Genomic DNA, 18,717 nt, shown 5'->3' on the forward strand with positions numbered 1-18,717 from the left:
ACCATTTTAAAAGGAAAATAACATGCGTGTTTTTGTAACCGGCGCTTCGGGGTTTGTCGGCTCGGCCGTTGTTCAGGAATTACTCGGCGCGGGGCACCACGTGTACGGCCTCGCCCGCTCCGACGCCTCGGCCCAGGCCCTGCTCGCGGCCGGGGCCGCAGTGCACCGCGGCTCCCTCGACGACCTCGACAGCCTGCGCAATGGCGCGGCGGCAGCAGATGGCGTCATCCACCTGGCCTTCAATCATGACTTCTCCGCCTATGAAACGGCCGGCGAAACCGACCGGCTAGCCATCGAGGCGATGGGTGGTGTACTGGCCGGCTCCGCCCGGCCCCTGCTCGTTACCGGCGGGCTGGCCGGCTTCAACCTGGGCCGCCCCGCCACGGAAGAAGACACGCCCATGCCACTGGCCCGGATGTCGGGCCCGGCGGCGGCGGCGCTGGCGGCGCAGGGAGTGCACGCTTCGGTGGTGCGCCTGGCGTCGTCGGTGCACGACCGGGGCGACCACGGCTTCGTGCCCACACTCATCAACATTGCCCGCCAAACGGGCGTTGCGGCCTACGTGGGCGACGGCCTCAACCGCTGGCCCGCCGTGCACCGGCGCGATGCGGCGCGCCTCTACCGGCTGGCGTTGGAGAAAGGCGCTATCGGGGCCGTCTACCACGGTGCGGCCGATGAGGGCATCCCCATGCGTGCTATTGCCGCCGTCATCGGCCGCCACCTGAACCTGCCAGTCGTTTCCAAAACCCCTGAGGAAGCCACTTCCCATTTCGGCTGGATGGCCCGCTTCGTGGGCCTCGACATGCCGGCCACCAGCATCCTCACCCAGCAGCGGCTGAACTGGCACCCCATCCACCCGGGCCTACTGGCCGACTTGGAAGACGGAGACTATTTCGAAGTGGGAAAATAGCGCGGCGTCTCCCATAAAAGTATAAAGAATAGGACTTACGCAGTTGCAGCCCCAGCGGGGCGCCATCTCGATAGTAACTGGCTGATGTTGGGTAGAAAGCCCCAGCGGGGCGACACTCGGTTGAGTGCTTGGCGAGTGTCGCCCCGCCGGGGCTATACCATTGCATAATGAATAACTTACTACCAATATGCCGCCCCGCTGGGGCTGCAACTTCGTAAGTCCTAAAAGAATAGCCCCTGCGGACAATCAACGGCAAATTCGTCGTGGATTGTTCGTAGGGGCTATTCTTGTTTAATAGGGTTACTTTCCGGCCCGCATCTGCCGCGTCCAGCGGCACTTTTGGGCCTGGGGGTGGGGCGGGTTGGTGAGGAAAGTGAAGCCTTCCTTGTTACCTTTAATTCATCCAGCCCGCAGAGCCATGACGATAAGTAAGCAGGCAATTATCGACCGGACCATCAAAGCCATCAACCTGCTTCCCGCTGATAAAGCCGAAGAAATTTCCGATTTCGCTGACTTCGTATGCAAGCGTTACGAAGGGCAGTTGTTGGCGCAAGGAGTCCAGCAGCTTGCCGCCGAGAGCAAGACGTTCGACTTCCTTAATACCGAGGAAGATTTATACACCGAAGCTGATTTAAAGGAGGCGTATAGCAGCTAGTTTGATAACTTTCAAATCAATATAAATATGCTGCAAAAGGTCAATGCATTCGCAGATGAATTTGGAAACAACTCATTTGATTTCAAAACACAGGGCAGTCATTTCATTGTTGCAACTGTTATTTCCAAAACAGATAATCTCGATAGCCTCAAAGCTGGAATTGATGAAATTCGTCGGAAACATAATTTTCAGGCTGGAGAAATCAAATCCAGTGGTGTTGGTCCTAATCATTCGAGAAGGAAAAGAATACTGGAAGACATTGCAAAGCTGGAAATATCTGTTTATGCTGTAATTGTAGATAAAAGGGAGCTTTCAGGTAAAGGATTTGATTATAAAAAATCATTTTACAAATTCATAAACAACTTGCTGTACAAGGAGTTGTTCAGAACTTTCCCCAAGCTCGATTTGACAGTCGATGAGCATGGTAGTAATGACTTTATGAGGGAGTTTAAGAAATACGTTGAGAAGAATCATCTCAGAACGTTATTTTCTGGCTCTGAATTTAATATTCAAAATAGTAAGCTTAGTGAGTTTATTCAGGTTGCGGATTTTGTTGCCGGAACACTAGGCTACATACATGACGAAACGAAAAAATCGGACCATAGCAAGGAATTTGAGAAGTTGTTATCGCCGATTATAAGTAGCCTTAGCTTTTTCCCGAGGGAGTTTTCATTTTCTGACTTTGAAGAATCCAATATTGATGAGGGTTTTGATGCGAAAATTGCTGAAGTTTGTTTCTTAAGGGTTAAAACGTTCTTGGATACAGAAACTGGCTCGGACCAACAAAAGACCGACCAAATTAATTTTCTTAAACTTCTGCTTTGGTTGCAGCGGGCTAATGTCAGGAATAAATATATTTCAACAAAAGAAATATTTGGACACCTGAATCAGAGTAGGCAAGAGCGTTTGAAAGAGGAATACTTTAGAACTAAAGTCGTTGGTAATCTTCGCGACAGAGGCGTCTTAATTGCATCAAGTCGTGATGGATATAAAATCCCAACATCACTAAAGGATTTAGATAGTTTTATCAAGCATGGTAAACGAATAATTTTGCCGATGCTAAACCGTATCAAGGAGGCGAGAGATGCAATAAAACTTGCCACAGGCAATGACTTAGATTTGTTGCAAGGTGAAGAGTATAAAGAGATAAAAAGGTTTTTTGACCTATAATTCGCTCTAGGAAACGGAGTGAATTATTATTGAAAAAGAAACGCCCCGTAACGAATTCGTTACGGGGCGTTTCTTTTGAAGCTTCAGCTACTGCCGCACCTTGCGGGGCGGAAGCGCTGGCGGGTGGCCTTACGACTTGGCCAAGTCGAAGCGGCCGAGGTTCATCACCTTGGCCCACACGGTCACGAAGTCCTTCACGAACTTCTCCTGCGAATCGGCGCAGGCGTACACTTCGGCCAGGGCGCGCAGCTCGGAGTTCGAGCCGAAAATCAGGTCGACGCGGGTGCCGGTCCACTTCGTCTGGCCGGTTTTGCGGTCGCGGCCGTTGAAGAGGTTTTGGGCGTCCGAGGTGCTGGCCCAGGTGGTGTTCAGGTCGAGCAGGTTCAGGAAGTAGTCGTTGGTGAGCGCGCCGGCCTGGGTGGTGAACACGCCGTTGTTCGAGCCGTCGAAGTTGATGTTGATAGCGCGCAGGCCACCGAACAGGACGGTCAGCTCGGGAGCGGTCAGGGTCAGCAGCTGGGCTTTGTCAATCAGCAACTCCTCGGCGGCGGCGCGGTGGTGCGTTTTCAGGTAGTTGCGGAAGCCATCGGCGGCCGGCTCTAGGGCCTGGAACGATACCACGTCGGTTTGCTCCTGCGAAGCATCGGTGCGGCCGGGGGTGAAGGGTACGGTTACCTCGTGGCCGGCGTTTTTGGCGGCCTGCTCGATGCCGACCACGCCGGCCAGCACGATGAGGTCGGCCATCGACACCTGCTTGCCGCCGGTCTGGGCCGCGTTGAACTCCTGCTGAATGCCGCCGAGCTTGTTGAGCACGGTGGAGAGCTGCGCGGGGTTGTTCACTTCCCAGTAGCGCTGCGGGGCCAGGCGGAGGCGGCCGCCGTTGGTACCGCCGCGCTTGTCGGAGCCGCGGTAGGTGGAGGCCGAAGCCCAGGCGGTAGATACCAATTGCGGCACCGTGAGGCCGGCGGCGGCAATTTTGCCTTTCAGCGCGGCCACGTCTTGGTCGTCAATCACCTGATAGGTTACGGCAGGGATGGGGTCTTGCCAGAGCAGTTCTTCGGTGGGCACTTCGGGGCCGAGGTAGCGCTCCTTGGGGCCCATGTCGCGGTGCGTCAGCTTAAACCAGGCGCGGGCGAAGGCATCGGCAAACTGGTCGGGGTTTTCGTGGAAGCGGCGCGAAATGGCCTCATACGCTGGGTCGGCACGCAGGGCGATGTCCGAGGTCAGCATGAAGGGGGCGTGCTTCACGGCCGGGTCGTGGGCATCGGGGATGGTGCCGGCGCCGCCGCCGTTCACGGGGCGCCACTGGTGCGCCCCGGCGGGGCTCTTGGTCAGCTCCCACTCGAAACCGAACAGGTTGTCGAAATAGTCGTTGCTCCACTTCGCAGGCGTGCGGGTCCAGGCGCCTTCGAGGCCGCTGGTGATGGTGTGCTCGGAGTGGCCTTTGCCGAAGCTGTTGCGCCAGCCCTGGCCCAACTCTTCAATAGGCGCACCGGCGGGCTCACGGGCCACGAATTTGGCGGGCTCGGCCGCGCCGTGGGTTTTGCCGAAGGTGTGGCCGCCGGCAATCAGGGCCACAGTTTCTTCGTCGTTCATGGCCATGCGGCCGAAGGTTTCGCGGATGTCGCGGGCCGAGCGCTCGGGGATGGGCTCCCCGTCCGGGCCTTCGGGGTTCACGTAGATGAGGCCCATTTGCACGGCGGCCAGCGGGTTTTCCAGCTGCCGGTCGTCCACGTAGCGCTTGTCGCCGAGCCACTCGGTTTCGGGGCCCCAGTACACGTCTTCCTGCGGCTCCCACACGTCGGCGCGGCCACCGGCGAAGCCGAACGGCTTCAGGCCCATCGACTCCAGGGCGCAGTTGCCGGTCAGAATCATGAGGTCGGCCCAGGAGATTTGCTTACCGTATTTCTGCTTGATGGGCCACAGCAGCAGGCGGGCTTTGTCGAGGTTGGCGTTGTCGGGCCAGCTGTTGAGGGGGGCGAAGCGCTGCATGCCCATGCCCGCGCCGCCGCGGCCGTCGGCAATGCGGTAGGTGCCGGCCGAGTGCCATGCCATCCGGATAAAGAAGGGGCCGTAGTGGCCGTAGTCGGCCGGCCACCAGTCCTGCGAGTTGGTCATCAGCTCGAACAGGTCCTGCTTCACGGCGTTCAGGTCGAGCTTCTTGAACTCTTCGGCGTAGTTGAAGTCCTTGTCCATCGGGTCGGTCAAGGGCGAGTGCTGGCGCAGGATGCTCAGCTTGAGCATATTGGGCCACCACTCGCGGTTGGTGCGGCCGCCACCGGCCGTCTGCTTCACCGCGCCGTTGAGGAAGGGGCACTGGGCGGCATCCGCGTTCAGGTCGTGGAGGATGGAGTTGTCTGCGGGGAGGTCGTGCAGGTTGGCGCTCATCTTGGGATTGGGTTTAGGTGGTCGGCCTAGTAAATGGCCGGGTTCAGTGTAACGTTTGCAGGCTTGGCTGGCAGGCCGTGTTGGTGTTTAGAAATTCGTCAGACCGTCATGCAGAGCGCAGCGAAGCATCTTTACCTCGATACTAAATTTAATTGCGTTGCGCAGTAAAGATGCTTCGCTGCGCTCTGCATGACGGTCTTGTTGTTTCCAAACAGTTTCAGTTGCCGATGAAGCATTGCTTCAATCAGCAGCTTTGCACAAAGCTAGTTGGTGCAAATGCATAATCAAAATCGATTTTGTTTATAACTTTATAACCAAAACCTATAAGTAGCGCGCTACTCATCTGCCATGAATCTCCAACAACTCGGCTACCTCGTGGCCCTGGATACGCACCGCCAGTTCGGCCTGGCCGCCGAAAAAAGCTTCGTGAGCCAGCCCGCGCTGAGCGTGCAGGTGCAAAAGCTGGAAGAGGAGCTGGGCGTGTTGCTGTTCGACCGCACCCAGCGCGGGGCCGAGCCTACGGCCGTCGGGGCCCAGGTGATTGCCCAGGCCCGGCGCGTGCTGCACGAAGCCCAACAGCTGCGCGAGCTGGTGCAGGTGGCCAAAGGCGAGGTGGTGGGCGAGCTGCGCCTGGGCGTCATCTCCACACTGGCCCCGTACCTGGTACCGCGCTTCCTGGTGGGCCTCAGCACGGCCTACCCTAACCTGCGCGTCCACATCGAGGAGCTGCGCTCGGAGGAAATTATGCTGCGGCTCAAGGACTACCGGCTGGATGTGGGGCTGCTGGTCACGCCGCTCGATGACCGGCTGCTGCACGAGCTGCCCCTGCTGGACGAGCCATTCCTGCTGCTCGCCTCCGAAGACCACCCGCTGGCCGCCCGCGCCACCGTGAGCCCGGCCGACCTGGCCAGCCCCGGCCTGTGGCTGATGCAGGAGGGCCACTGCTTCCGCAACCAAGTCCTGAACCTATGCGGCCGAACGGCTTCCACCGGCGCGGTAGCCTACGAAAGCGGCTCCATTGAAACCCTGAAAGAGCTGGTGCGCCACCACCACGGCTACACGCTGGTGCCCGAACTGGCCGTGCTGGACGAAGTCGACAGCAACCCGCTGCTCAAGCGCTTCGTGGCCCCAACCCCGGTGCGCGAGGTGAGCCTAGTGGTGCATCACGGCTTCGTGCGCACAACGTTGCTCACCGCTTTGCGGGAGTTGATTCTGGCCAGCGTGCCCGCCCGGTTGCGCGCGGGCAAGGCTGGGGAGAAGGTCCGGTGGCGGTAGTGGGTTGAGTTAGGTAATTTATTCAGTGCTGTTACGCCCTTGGGAATTGATGGCGCGGGGCTGTGTCCAATGTCTATTAGTGGAGTAGAAACCACGCGCCTGTTTCATTGCGCATTGTGGCTCCATCATTGCGCGAACGCTGGGTTCAGGAGGTACAGATTAGAAAGTGCGTTGCCATCCATTCCCGGAGAAACTGCTGCTGAAGATTTGAATGGGCTTAAATTCAGAAGTTTTCATAGAGATTGTGTTTTCGCTATAAGAAATAAGTAAACGCTTGGATGGCCTGGACTGAAATCACGGAATGCTTTTGTAATATTTAGCTATATTGCCGATAATTGGCAGATAATACTCTTTTGTCAATTAGAAATGCCTGCTAGTTTAACTTGTTGATAAACAAAAACATGAAAAGACCGATATTGCTCACTAAAAAAGCTTTGACAAAGCCAATCGAACTCACTCTGGAAAGAATTGAATCTATTCGACAAAGAAAAGTTGATAATACGGATAAAATTATATTAGAAGGCCTATTTGTTTTGGCAATGGCTTCTTTTGAACATTCTCTTAACGACACTTTGAAAGTCCTTTTAACCCATATTCCGGAAAAGCTTGATATTAAAACAGAACCAATTTCTAAAGATGAATTGATTTATGGAAATCCACTTGAAAGAGCTATTGATAATAAAGTTACATCAATAGGTTATAAAAATCTTTCTGATATTATCAAATACTTTATCAAGATAGTTGATATTCCGGAGAATATCATATCTGAAGATGAATTGGATAGTTTGCTAGAAATAAAGGCTACTAGAAACTTGCTTATCCATAATAATCTTGTCGTAAACAACATCTATAAAGAAACTGCAGGGGTGAAAATTAGAAATCCCCATTCACAAGGACGCTTATTGATAGACCAAAGTTACCTTTTCAATTCCTTGGTTGTATTAAGACAGGTTTTAGAAAATATAAAAACTGAATTAGAGTTGAAATATATTGCTTTTACTAAAATCAAGGCAATAAAAAGCTTGTTTGAATATATTTTTAAAACGCCGGTATTGGTATTTGAAGATGAGTTTTCCATTGTAGGAGATGAAATAGGGGGATTTAAGTCGCAGTCTTCTTCAATTGAAAGTTTGTCAACAAGTGAACGACTCTTCTATGATATTTGGTTAGCACACTCTGACGGCAGGGAATTTGAATTTCCCAGACATATAATCTATCATTTAGATAATGCCAATATCGACAAGATTAAGTATTTTATATCAGCTTTAGATTTGTTGAAATCATAAATTTGGATTTGGCAATGATTTCTTTAGTAATGTATTAGATAATTGTTTTATATATTGGATATGATATTTATCATTCTATTTATAAAATATGTGTCTTAAAATGGGACGTCCCGCAAAGGGATGGACTATTAAACGCAAAAACGCCCCGCAACCAACCAGTTGCGGGGCGTTTTTATGTCACCTCAGCGGCACCAGCCGCCGGAGTTTCTACAGCAGCTTGTCAATCGTCACGGGCAGGTCGCGCACGCGCTTGCCGGTGGCGTGGTAGATGGCGTTGGTCACGGCGACGTATCATTGTAGTGCAGCCTTAACTTTGTCAAAAGCGCTGAAAATGATACTGCCTGATGGACATTCGATACGACGCTAATGCCTCACGCGGGTTCACGACCTTTGAGTTTGTGAGCGAAGGGCCGAATGGAAGCGTGACGAAAGTTGTTCGTTACACCGAAATTAATCTGAAAGGTTTTTATAACCTGGGTTTCGGTGATGAAGACCCTGTGACCGGCTATGTGAGCGATACTAGCGTTACAAATAACAATGACAGCCAGAAGGTGTTGGCTACGGTAGCCGCGACGCTCTACGTTTTCATGGACGCGCACCCGGGGGCCACGGTTATTGCCACCGGCAGCACAGAAGCAAGGACCCGGCTTTATCGAATGGGGATTGCCAACAATTTAGAAGCCATTGAACGGGACTATATTGTTCTCGGGTTAGCAGAGGAGAACTGGCAGCCTTTTCAAAAAGGCGTGCATTACGGCGCGTTTCTGGTGCGCCGAAAATCTTTACCTTTATAGCCATGAAGCCGAAAAAAGAACCAACGAAGAAGAAGTTGCTCGAAGGCTTTTCCATCAAGCCGGGCTTGGATAAGAAGTATGACGACCAGCCGTTGTTCAAGGACAAGGTGGACCGGGCAAATCATATACTGAAAACGGTGGGCTTGCCAGATTTCAAGCTCACTGCCGAATAGCTTTTGCTAACAAACCAAATGGAAAGGCCCCGCAACCAACCAGTTGCGGGGCCTTTCCGTGTCACTTCAGCGATACCAGCCGCCGGAGATTCTACAGTAGCTTGTCAATCGTCACGGGCAGGTCGCGCACGCGCTTGCCGGTGGCGTGGTAGATGGCGTTGGTCACGGCGGCGGCTACGCCCAGCAGGCCCACTTCGCCCAGGCCTTTGATGCCGAGCGGATTGACTTTGTCGTCTTCCTCACTCACGAAAATCACGTCGATGTCGTGGATGTCGGCGTTCACGGGGACGTGGTATTCGGCGTAGTTGTGGTTCATGTAGCGGCCGAAGCGGTGGTCCATCACCGATTCCTCCATCAGCGCCGAGCTGATGCCCCAGACGACCGAGCCGAGAACCTGGCTGCGGGCTGTTTTAGGGTTGATGATGCGGCCGGCGGCCACGGCATTCACCACGCGGGTGACGTGCACGGTCATCAGGTCGGGGTCTAGTTTCACTTCCACGAACACGGCGTTGTGGGCGTGCATGGAGTATTTCGGCGGCTTCAGCATTTCCAGCTTGGCCAGTACCGTGGAGTTTTCGGCTTCGATTTTGGACTCGCCGCTGGCCTGCACGAGGTCGCGCAGCACGACAGCCTGGGTTTCATCGGAGCGTAGGCGCAACTGGCCGTTGGCAAACTGCACGTCGTCGATTTTGGCGTCCTTGAAGGCCGGATGGTCCATTTTCTGGGCCTGTTTCAGCAGGGCTTCGCCGAGCTTGGTACAGGCTTCTACCACGGAGTTACCCACGGAGGCGGCCGTCCAGGAGCCGCCTTGCAGGGGCGACTCGGGCAGCGTGGTATCGCCCAGCACGAAGGTCACGGCTTCGATGGGCAGGCCCATGCTTTCGGCCGCAATCTGCGTCATGATGGTATAGGTGCCGGTGCCGATTTCGTTCGTGCCGCTGCTCACGGTGAGGTGGCCGTCGGCGTCGAGGCTGGCTTTTACGGTGGCGGGCATTTTGGAGGCATCCCAGATGCCACCGCCCATGCCCCAGCCTACCAGCATCTTGCCGTCGCGCATCGAGCCGGGCTCAGCGGTGCGTTTTTCCCAGCCGAATTTGGCCGCGCCCTCGGCGTAGCACTTGCGCAGAGCCTTGCTGGAGTAGGGGAGGTTCTGGGCTTGGTCGAAATCGGAGTAGTTGCGGATGCGGAATTCCAGCGGGTCGAGGCCAGCGGCGTAGGCCATTTCGTCCATCGCAATTTCCAGCGCAATGGAGCCCGAGGCGGCACCGGGGGCGCGCATGTCGAGCGGCGAAAACACATCGAGCTTGCTCAGGCGGTAACCCAGCTCCACGTTTTTGCAGTCGTAAAGCGTGCCGCTCCAGCCCACCACGTTTTCGGTGAAGTCTTCAAACTGCGAGGTTTCGGCCACGGCGAAGTGGTTGATGCCGGTAAGCGAGCCGTCGGCAGCCGTGGCCAGGGCTACGTGCTGCAAGGTTTCGGGCCGGTGACCGAAGCTGAACATCTGCTCGCGGGTGAGCGACACGCGCACCGAGCGCTCCAGTTGCAGCGAGGCCATTACGGCCAGAAACAGCTGATACTGGGGCCGCAAGCCGGAGCCAAAGCCGCCGCCGGTGTACTTCGAAATCACCCGGGCCTCTTCCTTACTCAACCCGAAAATCTTGCTGATATATTGCTGGCTGTTGAAAACGCCCTGCGTTTTGTCGTACACCGTCAGCTTCTTATCCCCGAGCCATTCCACCGTGGTGGCGAACATCTCCATGGGATTATGATGCTGGGCGTGGTGCGAATAATTCGCCTCCATGTGGGCCACACCCTGCTTCCAGCCCTTGCCGAAGTTGCCGCGCGACTTCGGCGGCTTGTAGCCGGTTTTGCCCCGGCCGGGCTCAAAAGCCTCGTCGATGCGCTTGGCCAGCTCGGTTGCGTGGGCTTCCTCCTCGTACTCAATATGCAGGATGGAAGCAGCATAGCGGGCCAGCTCAAACGTGTCGGCCACAACCAAGGCCACGGGCTGCAGGCTGTACTTGATTTCGGCATCGTGCAACGGGCGGAAGGGCGAGCCGCCGGGGGCTACGTCGTCCTTGTAGCTGCGGTCGAGAAAGGCGAAGCCGGGCACGTTTTCGTGGGTGAAAACTTCCTGCACGCCGGGCAACGCTTTGACCGCCGCGCTGTCGATTTTCGTGATTTTGCCTTTGGCAATCGGGCTGCTCACCACGTAGCCGTAGAGCAGGTTGGGTACATTAAATTCGGCGGCATACTTGGCGGTGCCGAGGACTTTTGCCGGGCCATCGACGCGGTTGGTGGGTTTGCCGATGTAGTCGGTGGTGTGGCTCATGGGTTAGAGTTTTGGAAGGCGTTGGTGTCGAGCACCTGATTCATTTCGGTGGCTTGCTTGAGGGCGCGCACGATGGCGCGCTTGGCCAGCTCAATCTTAAACGTGTTGGCCCCGTAGCCTTTGGCGTTTTCGAGCACCTTGGCCGCCACGCGGCGGAAGGTGTCGGCGGTGGCCGGCTGGCCGATGAGCATCGCCTCGGCTTCCTTGTCGCGCCAGGGCTTGTGGGCCACGCCGCCCAGCGCCAGGCGGGCATCTTTGATGGTGTTGCCATAGAGTTCCAGCGCCGTCGCCACGCTTACGAGCGCGAAAGCGTAGCTCGTGCGGTCGCGCAGCTTCAGGTAGCTAAAGTTCTTCTCGAAGCCTTTGGCGGGCAGGTCGAGGCCGGTGATGAGTTCGCCGGGCTCCAGGGTGTTGTCGCGCTCGGGCTGGTCGCCGGGCAGGCGGTGGAAATCCTCAAACTTGATGGTGCGCTCGCCGTTCGGGCCGCTCACGCGCACGGTGGTGTCGAGGGCGGCCAGGGCCACACACATGTCGCTCGGGTGGGTGGCGATGCACTGCTCGCTGGTGCCCAGGATGCCGCACACGCGGTTGTAGCCGCCGATGGCCGAGCAGCCCGAGCCGGGCTCGCGCTTGTTGCAGGGCGTGGCCAGGTCGTAGAAATAGTAGCAGCGGGTGCGCTGCATCAGGTTGCCGCCGTCGGTGGCCATGTTGCGCAGCTGCGGGCTGGCCCCGGCCAGGATGGCTTGGTTCAGCAGCGGGTAGCGCTTTTCTACTTCGGGGTGCCAGGCGGTGTCGGCGTTGGTGGCGAGGGCGCCGAGGCGCAGACCGCCGTCGGGCAGGGCTTCGATGGTGTCGAGGCCCAGCTTCTTGAGGCCGATGAGGTGCGTGGGGCGGGCCACGTTTTCCTTCATCAGGTCAATCAGGTTGGTGCCGCCGCCGATGTAGGCCGCGTCGTCGTGCGCGGCTTTGTCCTGCACAGCGCCCGCCACGGCAGTGGCTTGGGTGAAAGTGAAACTGTTCATCTTACTGAAATGAGGAGTGAAGGATTATTTCTTCGGCGGTTCGACGGGCGCGATGTCCTGTTTGGTAGCGCCGGCCGACCAGGCTTTGTCCTCGATAATTAACCCTTCGTTGTTAAGCACTTCCATCACTGCGCTCAGGATGTTGGTGTAAGCGCCGCAGCGGCATACGTTGCCGCTCATCAGCTCGCGCACCTGGGCTTCGGTCTTGGCTTTGCCTTCGTTGATGAGGCCCTGGGCCGAGCAAATCTGGCCCGGCGTGCAGTAGCCGCACTGGAAGGCGTCGTGGTCGATAAACGCCTGCTGCAGCGGGCTTAGCTCATCCTCCGTGCCGAGGCCTTCGATAGTCTGGATTTTGGAGTCTTCGTGCATCACGGCCAACGAGAGGCAGGAGTTGATGCGCTTGCCGTCGACCAGCACCGTACAGGCACCGCACTGGCCGTGGTCGCAGCCCTTCTTGGTGCCGGTCAGGTCGAGGTACTCGCGCAGGGCGTCGAGCAGGGTAGTCCAGGGCGCAATCTGGAGGGTGTGGTCCTGGCCGTTGATGTTCAGGCTGACGGACTGAGTGGGGGCCAACGCCACGGGCGAGCGGCCGAGCGGGGCTTGGGTAACTTGGCTCATAAGGGCAAATAGCTTGGGTTGCGAAGACTACTACTTGCCTACGGACGCGTTTTGCTCCGTGTTTTGCCCGGCTTGGTAATTAAAGGGCGGGTGGATTCCGATAAGCGCAACTGCTCGGCGCAGAATTATTAATAATCAAGCCGAAACAGGTTGGAGTATTTCTTTTGGTTAAACGCTATAAACTCTCGTTTCCAATGATGGACTCAACCATAACTACGTTGTATTTATAGCAATACAGCGTGTTAGCTTCTGGTCGATTTTGGTGGGGGCGGCATAAAAAAGTGCTGAGCTTTCGCGGCTTCCAGAGTGCGGTTTTTCATTCGGCGAGAAATAGTCAGGATTCGCCTAGCAATGGTTTGAATTAAGCCAGAAAAAGTCGGATGAAGAATGGCAAAAGGTAATTTTGTATAGAAAAAGGAATGGCCCAAACCCCCTCTTTTATTCCGTTTTGCCCAACCCGATGCTGACAAATTTTCAACGCTACTTCCGTTTTTACCTGGCCTCGTTTCTGTTCGGTTTGCTGCTGGTCGGCATTCGCTGGCAGGCCGCGCCACTGGGTGAAACCGTGCCTACCCAAGAAGGGGCTGGCCACGACCAGCAAGTGGTTAATCCGCCTCGTCCGGCCACGGGCGAACTGGCAATGCGCTAACGCATAAACGCACTTATCCGGTCCGATTTTGCTGATTCGGCCCCTGCTCCGGCGCTTGCGTTGGGGCAGGGGCCGGCTGCTTTTTCGGGCTGGCTGCGCTACCTTCCGGCCCCATGAAAATCCTTTTAGTTGAAGACGAGCCCTCCGTAGCGGCCTTCCTGCACCAGGGCCTGACGGAGCAGGACTACACCGTGGACCTGGCCGCCGATGGCCTGCTGGGCCTCAGCCGCGCCCAAACCACGCACTACGACTGCCTGATTCTGGACCAGATGCTGCCCGGCCTCAGCGGCCTCGAAGTATGCCGGCAGGTGCGCGCCCACGACCCCGGCGTGCCCATCCTCATGCTCACGGCGCTGGGCGAGACGGACGATAAAATCCGCGGCCTCGACGCCGGCGCCGACGATTACCTGGTGAAGCCCTTCGCCTTCGATGAGCTGCTGGCCCGGCTGCGCGCCCTGGTGCGCCGCCGCACCGAGGCCCCCGCGCCCAAAGCACCCCTGCGCCTCGCCGACCTGACCCTCGACCCCGCCGCCAAGCGGGTGGAGCGGGCCGGGCAAGCCATTCAGCTCACGGCCCGCGAGTTTGCGCTGCTGGAGTACCTGCTGCGCAATCAAAACCGCGTGGTTTCACGGGCCGATTTGCTGGAGCACGTCTGGGATTTGAGCTTCGATACGGGGTCGAATGTGATTGACGTGTACATCAACTTTTTGCGTAAAAAGGTGGACAAGGGGTTCGAGCCCAAGCTGATTCACACGCTGGTGGGCATGGGCTATGTGATGAAGACGGAGGGGTAGAATGAGGCGGAAGATGGAAGAAGACCGATATGCAGAGCGCAGCGAAGCATCTCGCGTGTGGTAGTAATGCAATCGTGCAAACGTAAAGGATTAGTGACAGGACGCGAGATGCTTCGCTGCGCTCTGCATGACGTTTTAAAAACTCACCAACTCACAATTTCACCAGTTCACCTCCCGTGTCCATTCGCCTTCGCCTTGCGCTGCAGTTTGGGTTCATTCTGGCCGTAACGCTGCTGCTGTTTGCGCTGGTTATTTACCTTGCCACGCAGCAGTCGCGCCGTACGCTGTTCACCCAGAGCCTGTTTAAGCGGACGCTGGTGGTAGGGCACGCTTACGTAGCCGGCCAAAACGACCACGGCGGCGCCGGCGAGGATGCTTCTTATCGACGCTACCTGCGCCAGCTCTACCGCACGCTGCCGGCCGAGCAGGGCCGGGTGTATGATGCTACTAATCAATTGGTATTCCGGGAAGGGCAGGGGGTTGCCAAGCCGGCGCCGCCGGCCTGGCTGGCCGAAGTGCGCCGCACCGGCCGCGCCGTGCTGGAGCCCGAAACCAACTTCCACGAAACGGTGGGGCTGCTGTACCACGATGCCGTGCTGGGGCCGTTGGTGGTAGTGGCCTCGTCCGTGGACGAGGACAGCCGCCAGCAGCTGCAGGAACTGCGGCAGCTGTTGGTGCTGGGCTTGCTGGTGGCGGTAGTGGCCACGGGCATTGGCAGCTGGTTTTTTGCCGGGCAGGCCCTGCGCCCGCTGCGCCGCATGGTGAGCGAAGTGGATGGCATCACGGCTACCGATTTGAGCCAGCGCCTGACGCTTGCCGATGGGGCGACCGACGAAATCGGCCTGCTCACCCAGCGCTTCAACCGGCTGCTGGACCGGCTGGAGTCGGCCTTCGCGGGCCAGCGCACCTTCGTGCGCGACGCCTCACATGAGCTGCGCACACCCCTTACTGCCCTCATTGGTGAATTGGAAGTGGCTCTGCTGCAAGCCGAACGCCCGCCCGCCGAATATCGCCGCGTGCTGGAAAGTACCCTCGACTCGGCCCGGCAACTCAACAGCCTGACCAACGGCCTGCTCCAGATTGCCCGCGCCTCCGATGACCCCTCGCAGGTACCCATGACCACCGTGCGCCTCGATGAGCTGCTGCTGCAGGCGCACGAACAGCTGCTGCGCCGCCACCCCACCTGCCGCGTCGATTTAGATTTTGGCGAAGCAGAATCCTTCGCGGTACGAGGCAATGAGGCGCTGTTGCTCTCGGCGGTGCTCAACGTGCTGGACAATGCCTGCAAGTTCTCAAAGGACCAGGGCAGCACCGTAACGGCCAGCCTGACCCGCACCCGCAAACAGCTCTCGCTGCTCGTGGCCGACGAAGGACCCGGCCTTGCGCCCACCGATTTGCAGCAGGTATTTGTGCCGTTTTTTCGGGCGGCCTCGGCGCGGGCGGTGCCGGGGCACGGCATCGGGCTGCCGCTGGCGGCCCGCATTATGGCGCTGCACGGCGGCACCGTTCGCGTCGAAAGTGAGCTGGGCCAGGGCACGCAGGTGTGGCTGGAATGGCCGGCGACTGAAGTTGCATAAAGCCAAGTAGTCCTTTGGCAAGGGAGGGCTGGTCAGCAGATAGATTTAGCCCGTCATGCAGAGCGCAGCGAAGCATCTCGCGTGCCGAAGTAATCATTTACTGTTGCACGCGAGATGCTTCGCTGCGCTCTGCATGACGGGCTGCATTGCGCCTTGTGCGGAGCTGCATGACGGTCTGTTCGACCTTGAAATGCCCCGTTTCGCGCTTTTAATTTCCTTTTAATTCGACTTTAATTCGGTCTTAATAGCGTCCTCGTAACCTTGTTTCTGAATTCCTCGCCAGCCCTTGGCGGGCCTTCCGATGCAATTCGTATGACGCAGGTTATTTCTTCCCCCTCCCGAACGGGCACACCCATTGCCGCCCCCGCCGAGCCTGTTGATTCCCAGCCGCAGAGGTCGCTTTTTAGCACCATCGGGCAGGATGCGCCGGCGGGGCTGGTGGTGTTTTTGGTGGCGCTGCCGTTATGCCTGGGTATTTCGCTGGCTTCGGGCGCGCCGCTGCTGGCGGGCGTTATTGCGGGCATCGTGGGTGGCGTGCTGGTGAGCTTGCTCAGTGGCTCGGCGGTGAGCGTGAGCGGCCCGGCGGCGGGCCTCACGGTGGTGGTGCTGTCGGCTATTTCGACGCTGGGTTCGTGGCCGGCGGTGCTGGCGGCTACGGCCGTGGCCGGCGTTATTCAGATTGGGCTGGGGCTGGCGCGGGCGGGCATTATCGCGCTGTATTTCCCGGCGGCCGTTATTCGCGGCATGTTGGCGGCTATTGGCATTATCTTGATTTTGAAGCAGCTGCCGCACTTTTTTGGGGCCGATGCCGACTATTTTGAGGACATGAATTTCCTGCAATTCAATGGTCTGAACACATTTTCGGCCATTGGGGCGGCTATGAAGGGGCTGAGCCCCGGCTCGGTGCTGGTGGGCGTGGTGTCGCTGGTCATTCTGTTGCTCTGGAACACGGCGCCGGTGCGGCGGCAGTCCTGGTCGCGGCTGGTGCCGGGCGCGCTGGTGGCCGTGTTGGCCGCCGTGGGCATCAACCAGCTGCTGAAAACCGTGGCCCCTGATATACAGGTGCGCCCCGAACACCTCGTGAAATTGCCGGTGCTTTCCTCGCTCAGCCAACTGGCCAGCGAAATGACCTTCCCCGATTTCAACGCCCTGCGCAACCCCACGACCTATACGGTGGCCTTCACCATTGCCATTGTGGCCTCGCTCGAAACGCTGCTGAGCGTGGAAGCGGTTGATAACCTCGACCCGCAGAAGCGCCACACGCCCACCAACCGCGAGTTGCTGGCGCAAGGCGCGGGCAACCTGGTAAGCGGCCTGCTCGGGGGCCTGCCACTCACGGCCGTTATCGTGCGTTCTTCGGCCAATATTGCGGCCGGCGCGCAGAGCAAGCTGTCGGCTTTCATCCACGGCCTGCTGCTGCTCACAAGCCTGCTGTTTCTGGGCGCGGTGCTCAACATGATTCCGCTGTCGGCGCTGGCGGCGGTGCTGCTGCTGGTGGGCTACAAGCTGACCACGCCGGCGCTCTACCGCAAGCAGTGGCGGCTGGGCCGTGAGCAATTTATTCCCTTCATCATCACCATCGTGGCCGTGCTCTTTACGGATTTGCTGAAGGGCGTGAGCATTGGGCTGGTGCTGGGCTTCTTCTTCATTCTGCGCGATAATGCCAAAGCGGGCTCCTACCTGCGCCGCGACGACTCCGAAGACCTGGCCGAAGCTACGGAGGCACCCTTGCACTTGCGCCTGCCCGAGCACGTTTCCTTCCTCAACAAAGCCAGCATCGTGACCACACTGGAGCAGCTGCCCACCAACAGCCACGTCATCCTCGACGGCACCCGCTCCGATGTCATCGACCACGACGTGCTCGAAGCCATTGAGGCCTTCCGGCAAGCGGCTCCGGCGCGGGGCATCGAGCTGGAGCTGCGCGGCATCCGGCGGGTAGCGTTGGGCACGCACTAGCGGGTGACTGTTTTGGCAGCCGTACCCGTTGGGCAAACGATACTTTTGAACTCCAATTTAGGCGCTACCTTAGGCGCCGCACCATGCATGACCGACAGCCGATTTTGGCTTCGGCACGTATAGCCAGCTGGTTGCTTCGGGCAGCTGGAATGGCTACCATTTTACCCTTTTTCACGCTATGGCTGGTATCAGCAAAATCCTCGAAAACAATAAAAAATGGGTTTCGGACCGCAACGAGAAGGACCCCAACTTCTTTAAGAACCTGGCCAATGGCCAGAAGCCCAAGTACCTGTTCATCGGCTGTTCCGATTCGCGGGTGCCGGCTTCCGGCATCACGGGCACGGGACCGGGCGAGATGTTCGTGCACCGCAACATTGCCAACCTGGTGGTGCCGGCCGATATGAACCTGCTGAGCGTGCTGCAATACGCCGTGGAAGTGCTGGGCGTGCAGGATATTCTGGTGGTGGGCCACTACGGTTGCGGCGGCGTGGCCGCGGCGGCAGCCAACAAGCAGTATGGCCTGATTGACAACTGGCTAGTGAACATCCGCGACGTCATTCGGCTGCACGAAGCCGAATACCTGCGCATCAAGGACGACGCCCAGCGGGCCCGCCGCCTGGTGGAGCTAAACGTGATTGAGCAGGTGCGCAACCTGGCCAAGACCAACATCATCCAGAACGCCATGCGCACCGCCAACCCGCCCCGCCTGCATGGCCTCGTCTACGACATTGCCGACGGCGTGCTCAAAGACCTGAACGTGGACGGCGATGACGTGATGATTGACATGGAGCACATCTACGCCACCGAAGCCATGACCAAAGTCCCCGACAAGGATGCCAGTTCCTACGAAGGGGCCAAGCACGACCCGGCTAAGGAAGAACCTGCTAAAGAAGTCTTAGCCAAAGCCAAATAGCTTTTTCGTTTTCCCTGTTTCACCACCACCAAAAAGGGCCGGCCGCAATTGCGGCCGGCCCTTTTTGTATGTTTAGAACCAACTATCACCAGTCCGTCATGCAGAGCGCAGCGAAGCATCTCGCGTGGGGTAGTAACTCAATCGTTGCATTGTCATTGATTAGCTGAAGCACGCGAGATGCTTCGTTGCGCTCTGCATGACGTTT

At 57.7% G+C, this 18,717-nt stretch carries 16 protein-coding genes; 12 read left to right on the forward strand and 4 right to left on the reverse strand.

Annotation, left to right across the window (positions count from 1 at the left end; all coding sequences use genetic code 11):
- Positions 1-22 precede the first annotated feature (22 nt).
- The 3 genes from JKL48_RS03300 to JKL48_RS03310 all read left to right on the forward strand — a co-directional run bounded on the left by JKL48_RS03300 (position 23) and on the right by JKL48_RS03310 (position 2,735).
- Positions 23-910, forward strand: a complete 888-nt coding sequence (locus tag JKL48_RS03300) for an SDR family oxidoreductase (protein WP_201978363.1) — start codon at positions 23-25, stop codon at positions 908-910.
- A gap of 418 nt (positions 911-1,328) precedes the next feature.
- Positions 1,329-1,565 (forward strand): hypothetical protein, encoded by a 237-nt coding sequence (locus tag JKL48_RS03305; protein WP_236668591.1) that lies wholly within the window; start codon positions 1,329-1,331, stop codon positions 1,563-1,565.
- A gap of 27 nt (positions 1,566-1,592) precedes the next feature.
- Positions 1,593-2,735 carry a DUF3800 domain-containing protein gene (locus JKL48_RS03310; protein WP_236668592.1) on the forward strand — a complete coding sequence of 381 codons (1,143 nt, stop codon included), beginning with the start codon at positions 1,593-1,595 and terminating at the stop codon, positions 2,733-2,735.
- A gap of 129 nt (positions 2,736-2,864) precedes the next feature.
- Here JKL48_RS03310 and katG read toward each other — a convergent pair whose 3' ends face one another.
- On the reverse strand, positions 2,865-5,123 hold the full coding sequence (gene katG / locus JKL48_RS03315) for a catalase/peroxidase HPI (protein ID WP_201978366.1): 2,259 nt from the start codon (positions 5,121-5,123) through the stop codon (positions 2,865-2,867).
- A 348-nt stretch (positions 5,124-5,471) separates the two neighbouring features.
- On the opposite strand from katG, the gene JKL48_RS03320 reads away from it, so the two are divergent.
- The 4 genes from JKL48_RS03320 to JKL48_RS03335 all read left to right on the forward strand — a co-directional run bounded on the left by JKL48_RS03320 (position 5,472) and on the right by JKL48_RS03335 (position 8,651).
- A complete protein-coding gene (locus JKL48_RS03320) occupies positions 5,472-6,398 on the forward strand; it encodes a hydrogen peroxide-inducible genes activator (protein ID WP_201978368.1) in 927 nt (308 codons plus the stop codon).
- Positions 6,399-6,799: 401 nt separating this feature from the next.
- Positions 6,800-7,684 (forward strand): hypothetical protein, encoded by an 885-nt coding sequence (locus JKL48_RS03325; protein ID WP_201978370.1) that lies wholly within the window; start codon positions 6,800-6,802, stop codon positions 7,682-7,684.
- Positions 7,685-8,028: 344 nt separating this feature from the next.
- Positions 8,029-8,478, forward strand: a complete 450-nt coding sequence (locus tag JKL48_RS03330) for a DUF6934 family protein (RefSeq protein WP_201978373.1) — start codon at positions 8,029-8,031, stop codon at positions 8,476-8,478.
- Positions 8,479-8,480: 2 nt separating this feature from the next.
- Positions 8,481-8,651: a hypothetical protein gene (locus tag JKL48_RS03335; protein ID WP_201978374.1), complete on the forward strand. Its 171-nt coding sequence runs from the start codon at positions 8,481-8,483 to the stop codon at positions 8,649-8,651.
- Positions 8,652-8,742: 91 nt separating this feature from the next.
- Here the strand turns inward: JKL48_RS03335 and JKL48_RS03340 are convergent, their stop codons facing one another.
- Genes JKL48_RS03340 through JKL48_RS03350 form a run of 3 tightly spaced genes read right to left on the reverse strand, consistent with a single transcriptional unit; the run spans position 8,743 to position 12,623 of the window.
- Positions 8,743-10,983 (reverse strand): xanthine dehydrogenase family protein molybdopterin-binding subunit, encoded by a 2,241-nt coding sequence (locus tag JKL48_RS03340; protein ID WP_201978376.1) that lies wholly within the window; start codon positions 10,981-10,983, stop codon positions 8,743-8,745.
- Complete coding sequence (locus JKL48_RS03345) at positions 10,980-12,005, reverse strand: FAD binding domain-containing protein (RefSeq protein ID WP_201978378.1); 1,026 nt, start codon at positions 12,003-12,005, stop codon at positions 10,980-10,982. Before JKL48_RS03345 ends, JKL48_RS03340 begins: the two co-directional genes overlap by 4 nt.
- A gap of 24 nt (positions 12,006-12,029) precedes the next feature.
- Complete coding sequence (locus JKL48_RS03350) at positions 12,030-12,623, reverse strand: (2Fe-2S)-binding protein (RefSeq protein WP_201978380.1); 594 nt, start codon at positions 12,621-12,623, stop codon at positions 12,030-12,032.
- 460 nt (positions 12,624-13,083) lie between these two features.
- Here JKL48_RS03350 and JKL48_RS03355 point away from each other — a divergent pair, with 460 nt between their 5' ends.
- The 5 genes from JKL48_RS03355 to JKL48_RS03375 all read left to right on the forward strand — a co-directional run bounded on the left by JKL48_RS03355 (position 13,084) and on the right by JKL48_RS03375 (position 18,512).
- Positions 13,084-13,272, forward strand: coding sequence for a hypothetical protein (locus JKL48_RS03355; protein ID WP_201978382.1), 189 nt, complete (start codon positions 13,084-13,086; stop codon positions 13,270-13,272).
- A 113-nt stretch (positions 13,273-13,385) separates the two neighbouring features.
- On the forward strand, positions 13,386-14,066 hold the full coding sequence (locus JKL48_RS03360; protein WP_201978383.1) for a response regulator transcription factor: 681 nt from the start codon (positions 13,386-13,388) through the stop codon (positions 14,064-14,066).
- 176 nt (positions 14,067-14,242) lie between these two features.
- Positions 14,243-15,643 carry a HAMP domain-containing sensor histidine kinase gene (locus JKL48_RS23505; protein WP_201978385.1) on the forward strand — a complete coding sequence of 467 codons (1,401 nt, stop codon included), beginning with the start codon at positions 14,243-14,245 and terminating at the stop codon, positions 15,641-15,643.
- 312 nt (positions 15,644-15,955) lie between these two features.
- On the forward strand, positions 15,956-17,599 hold the full coding sequence (locus JKL48_RS03370) for a SulP family inorganic anion transporter (RefSeq protein WP_201978388.1): 1,644 nt from the start codon (positions 15,956-15,958) through the stop codon (positions 17,597-17,599).
- Positions 17,600-17,777: 178 nt separating this feature from the next.
- Positions 17,778-18,512, forward strand: coding sequence for a carbonic anhydrase (locus JKL48_RS03375; RefSeq protein WP_236668593.1), 735 nt, complete (start codon positions 17,778-17,780; stop codon positions 18,510-18,512).
- Positions 18,513-18,717 lie beyond the last annotated feature (205 nt).

Source organism: Hymenobacter rubidus, from assembly GCF_016734815.1.
Classification (GTDB): Bacteria; Bacteroidota; Bacteroidia; order Cytophagales; family Hymenobacteraceae; genus Hymenobacter; species Hymenobacter rubidus.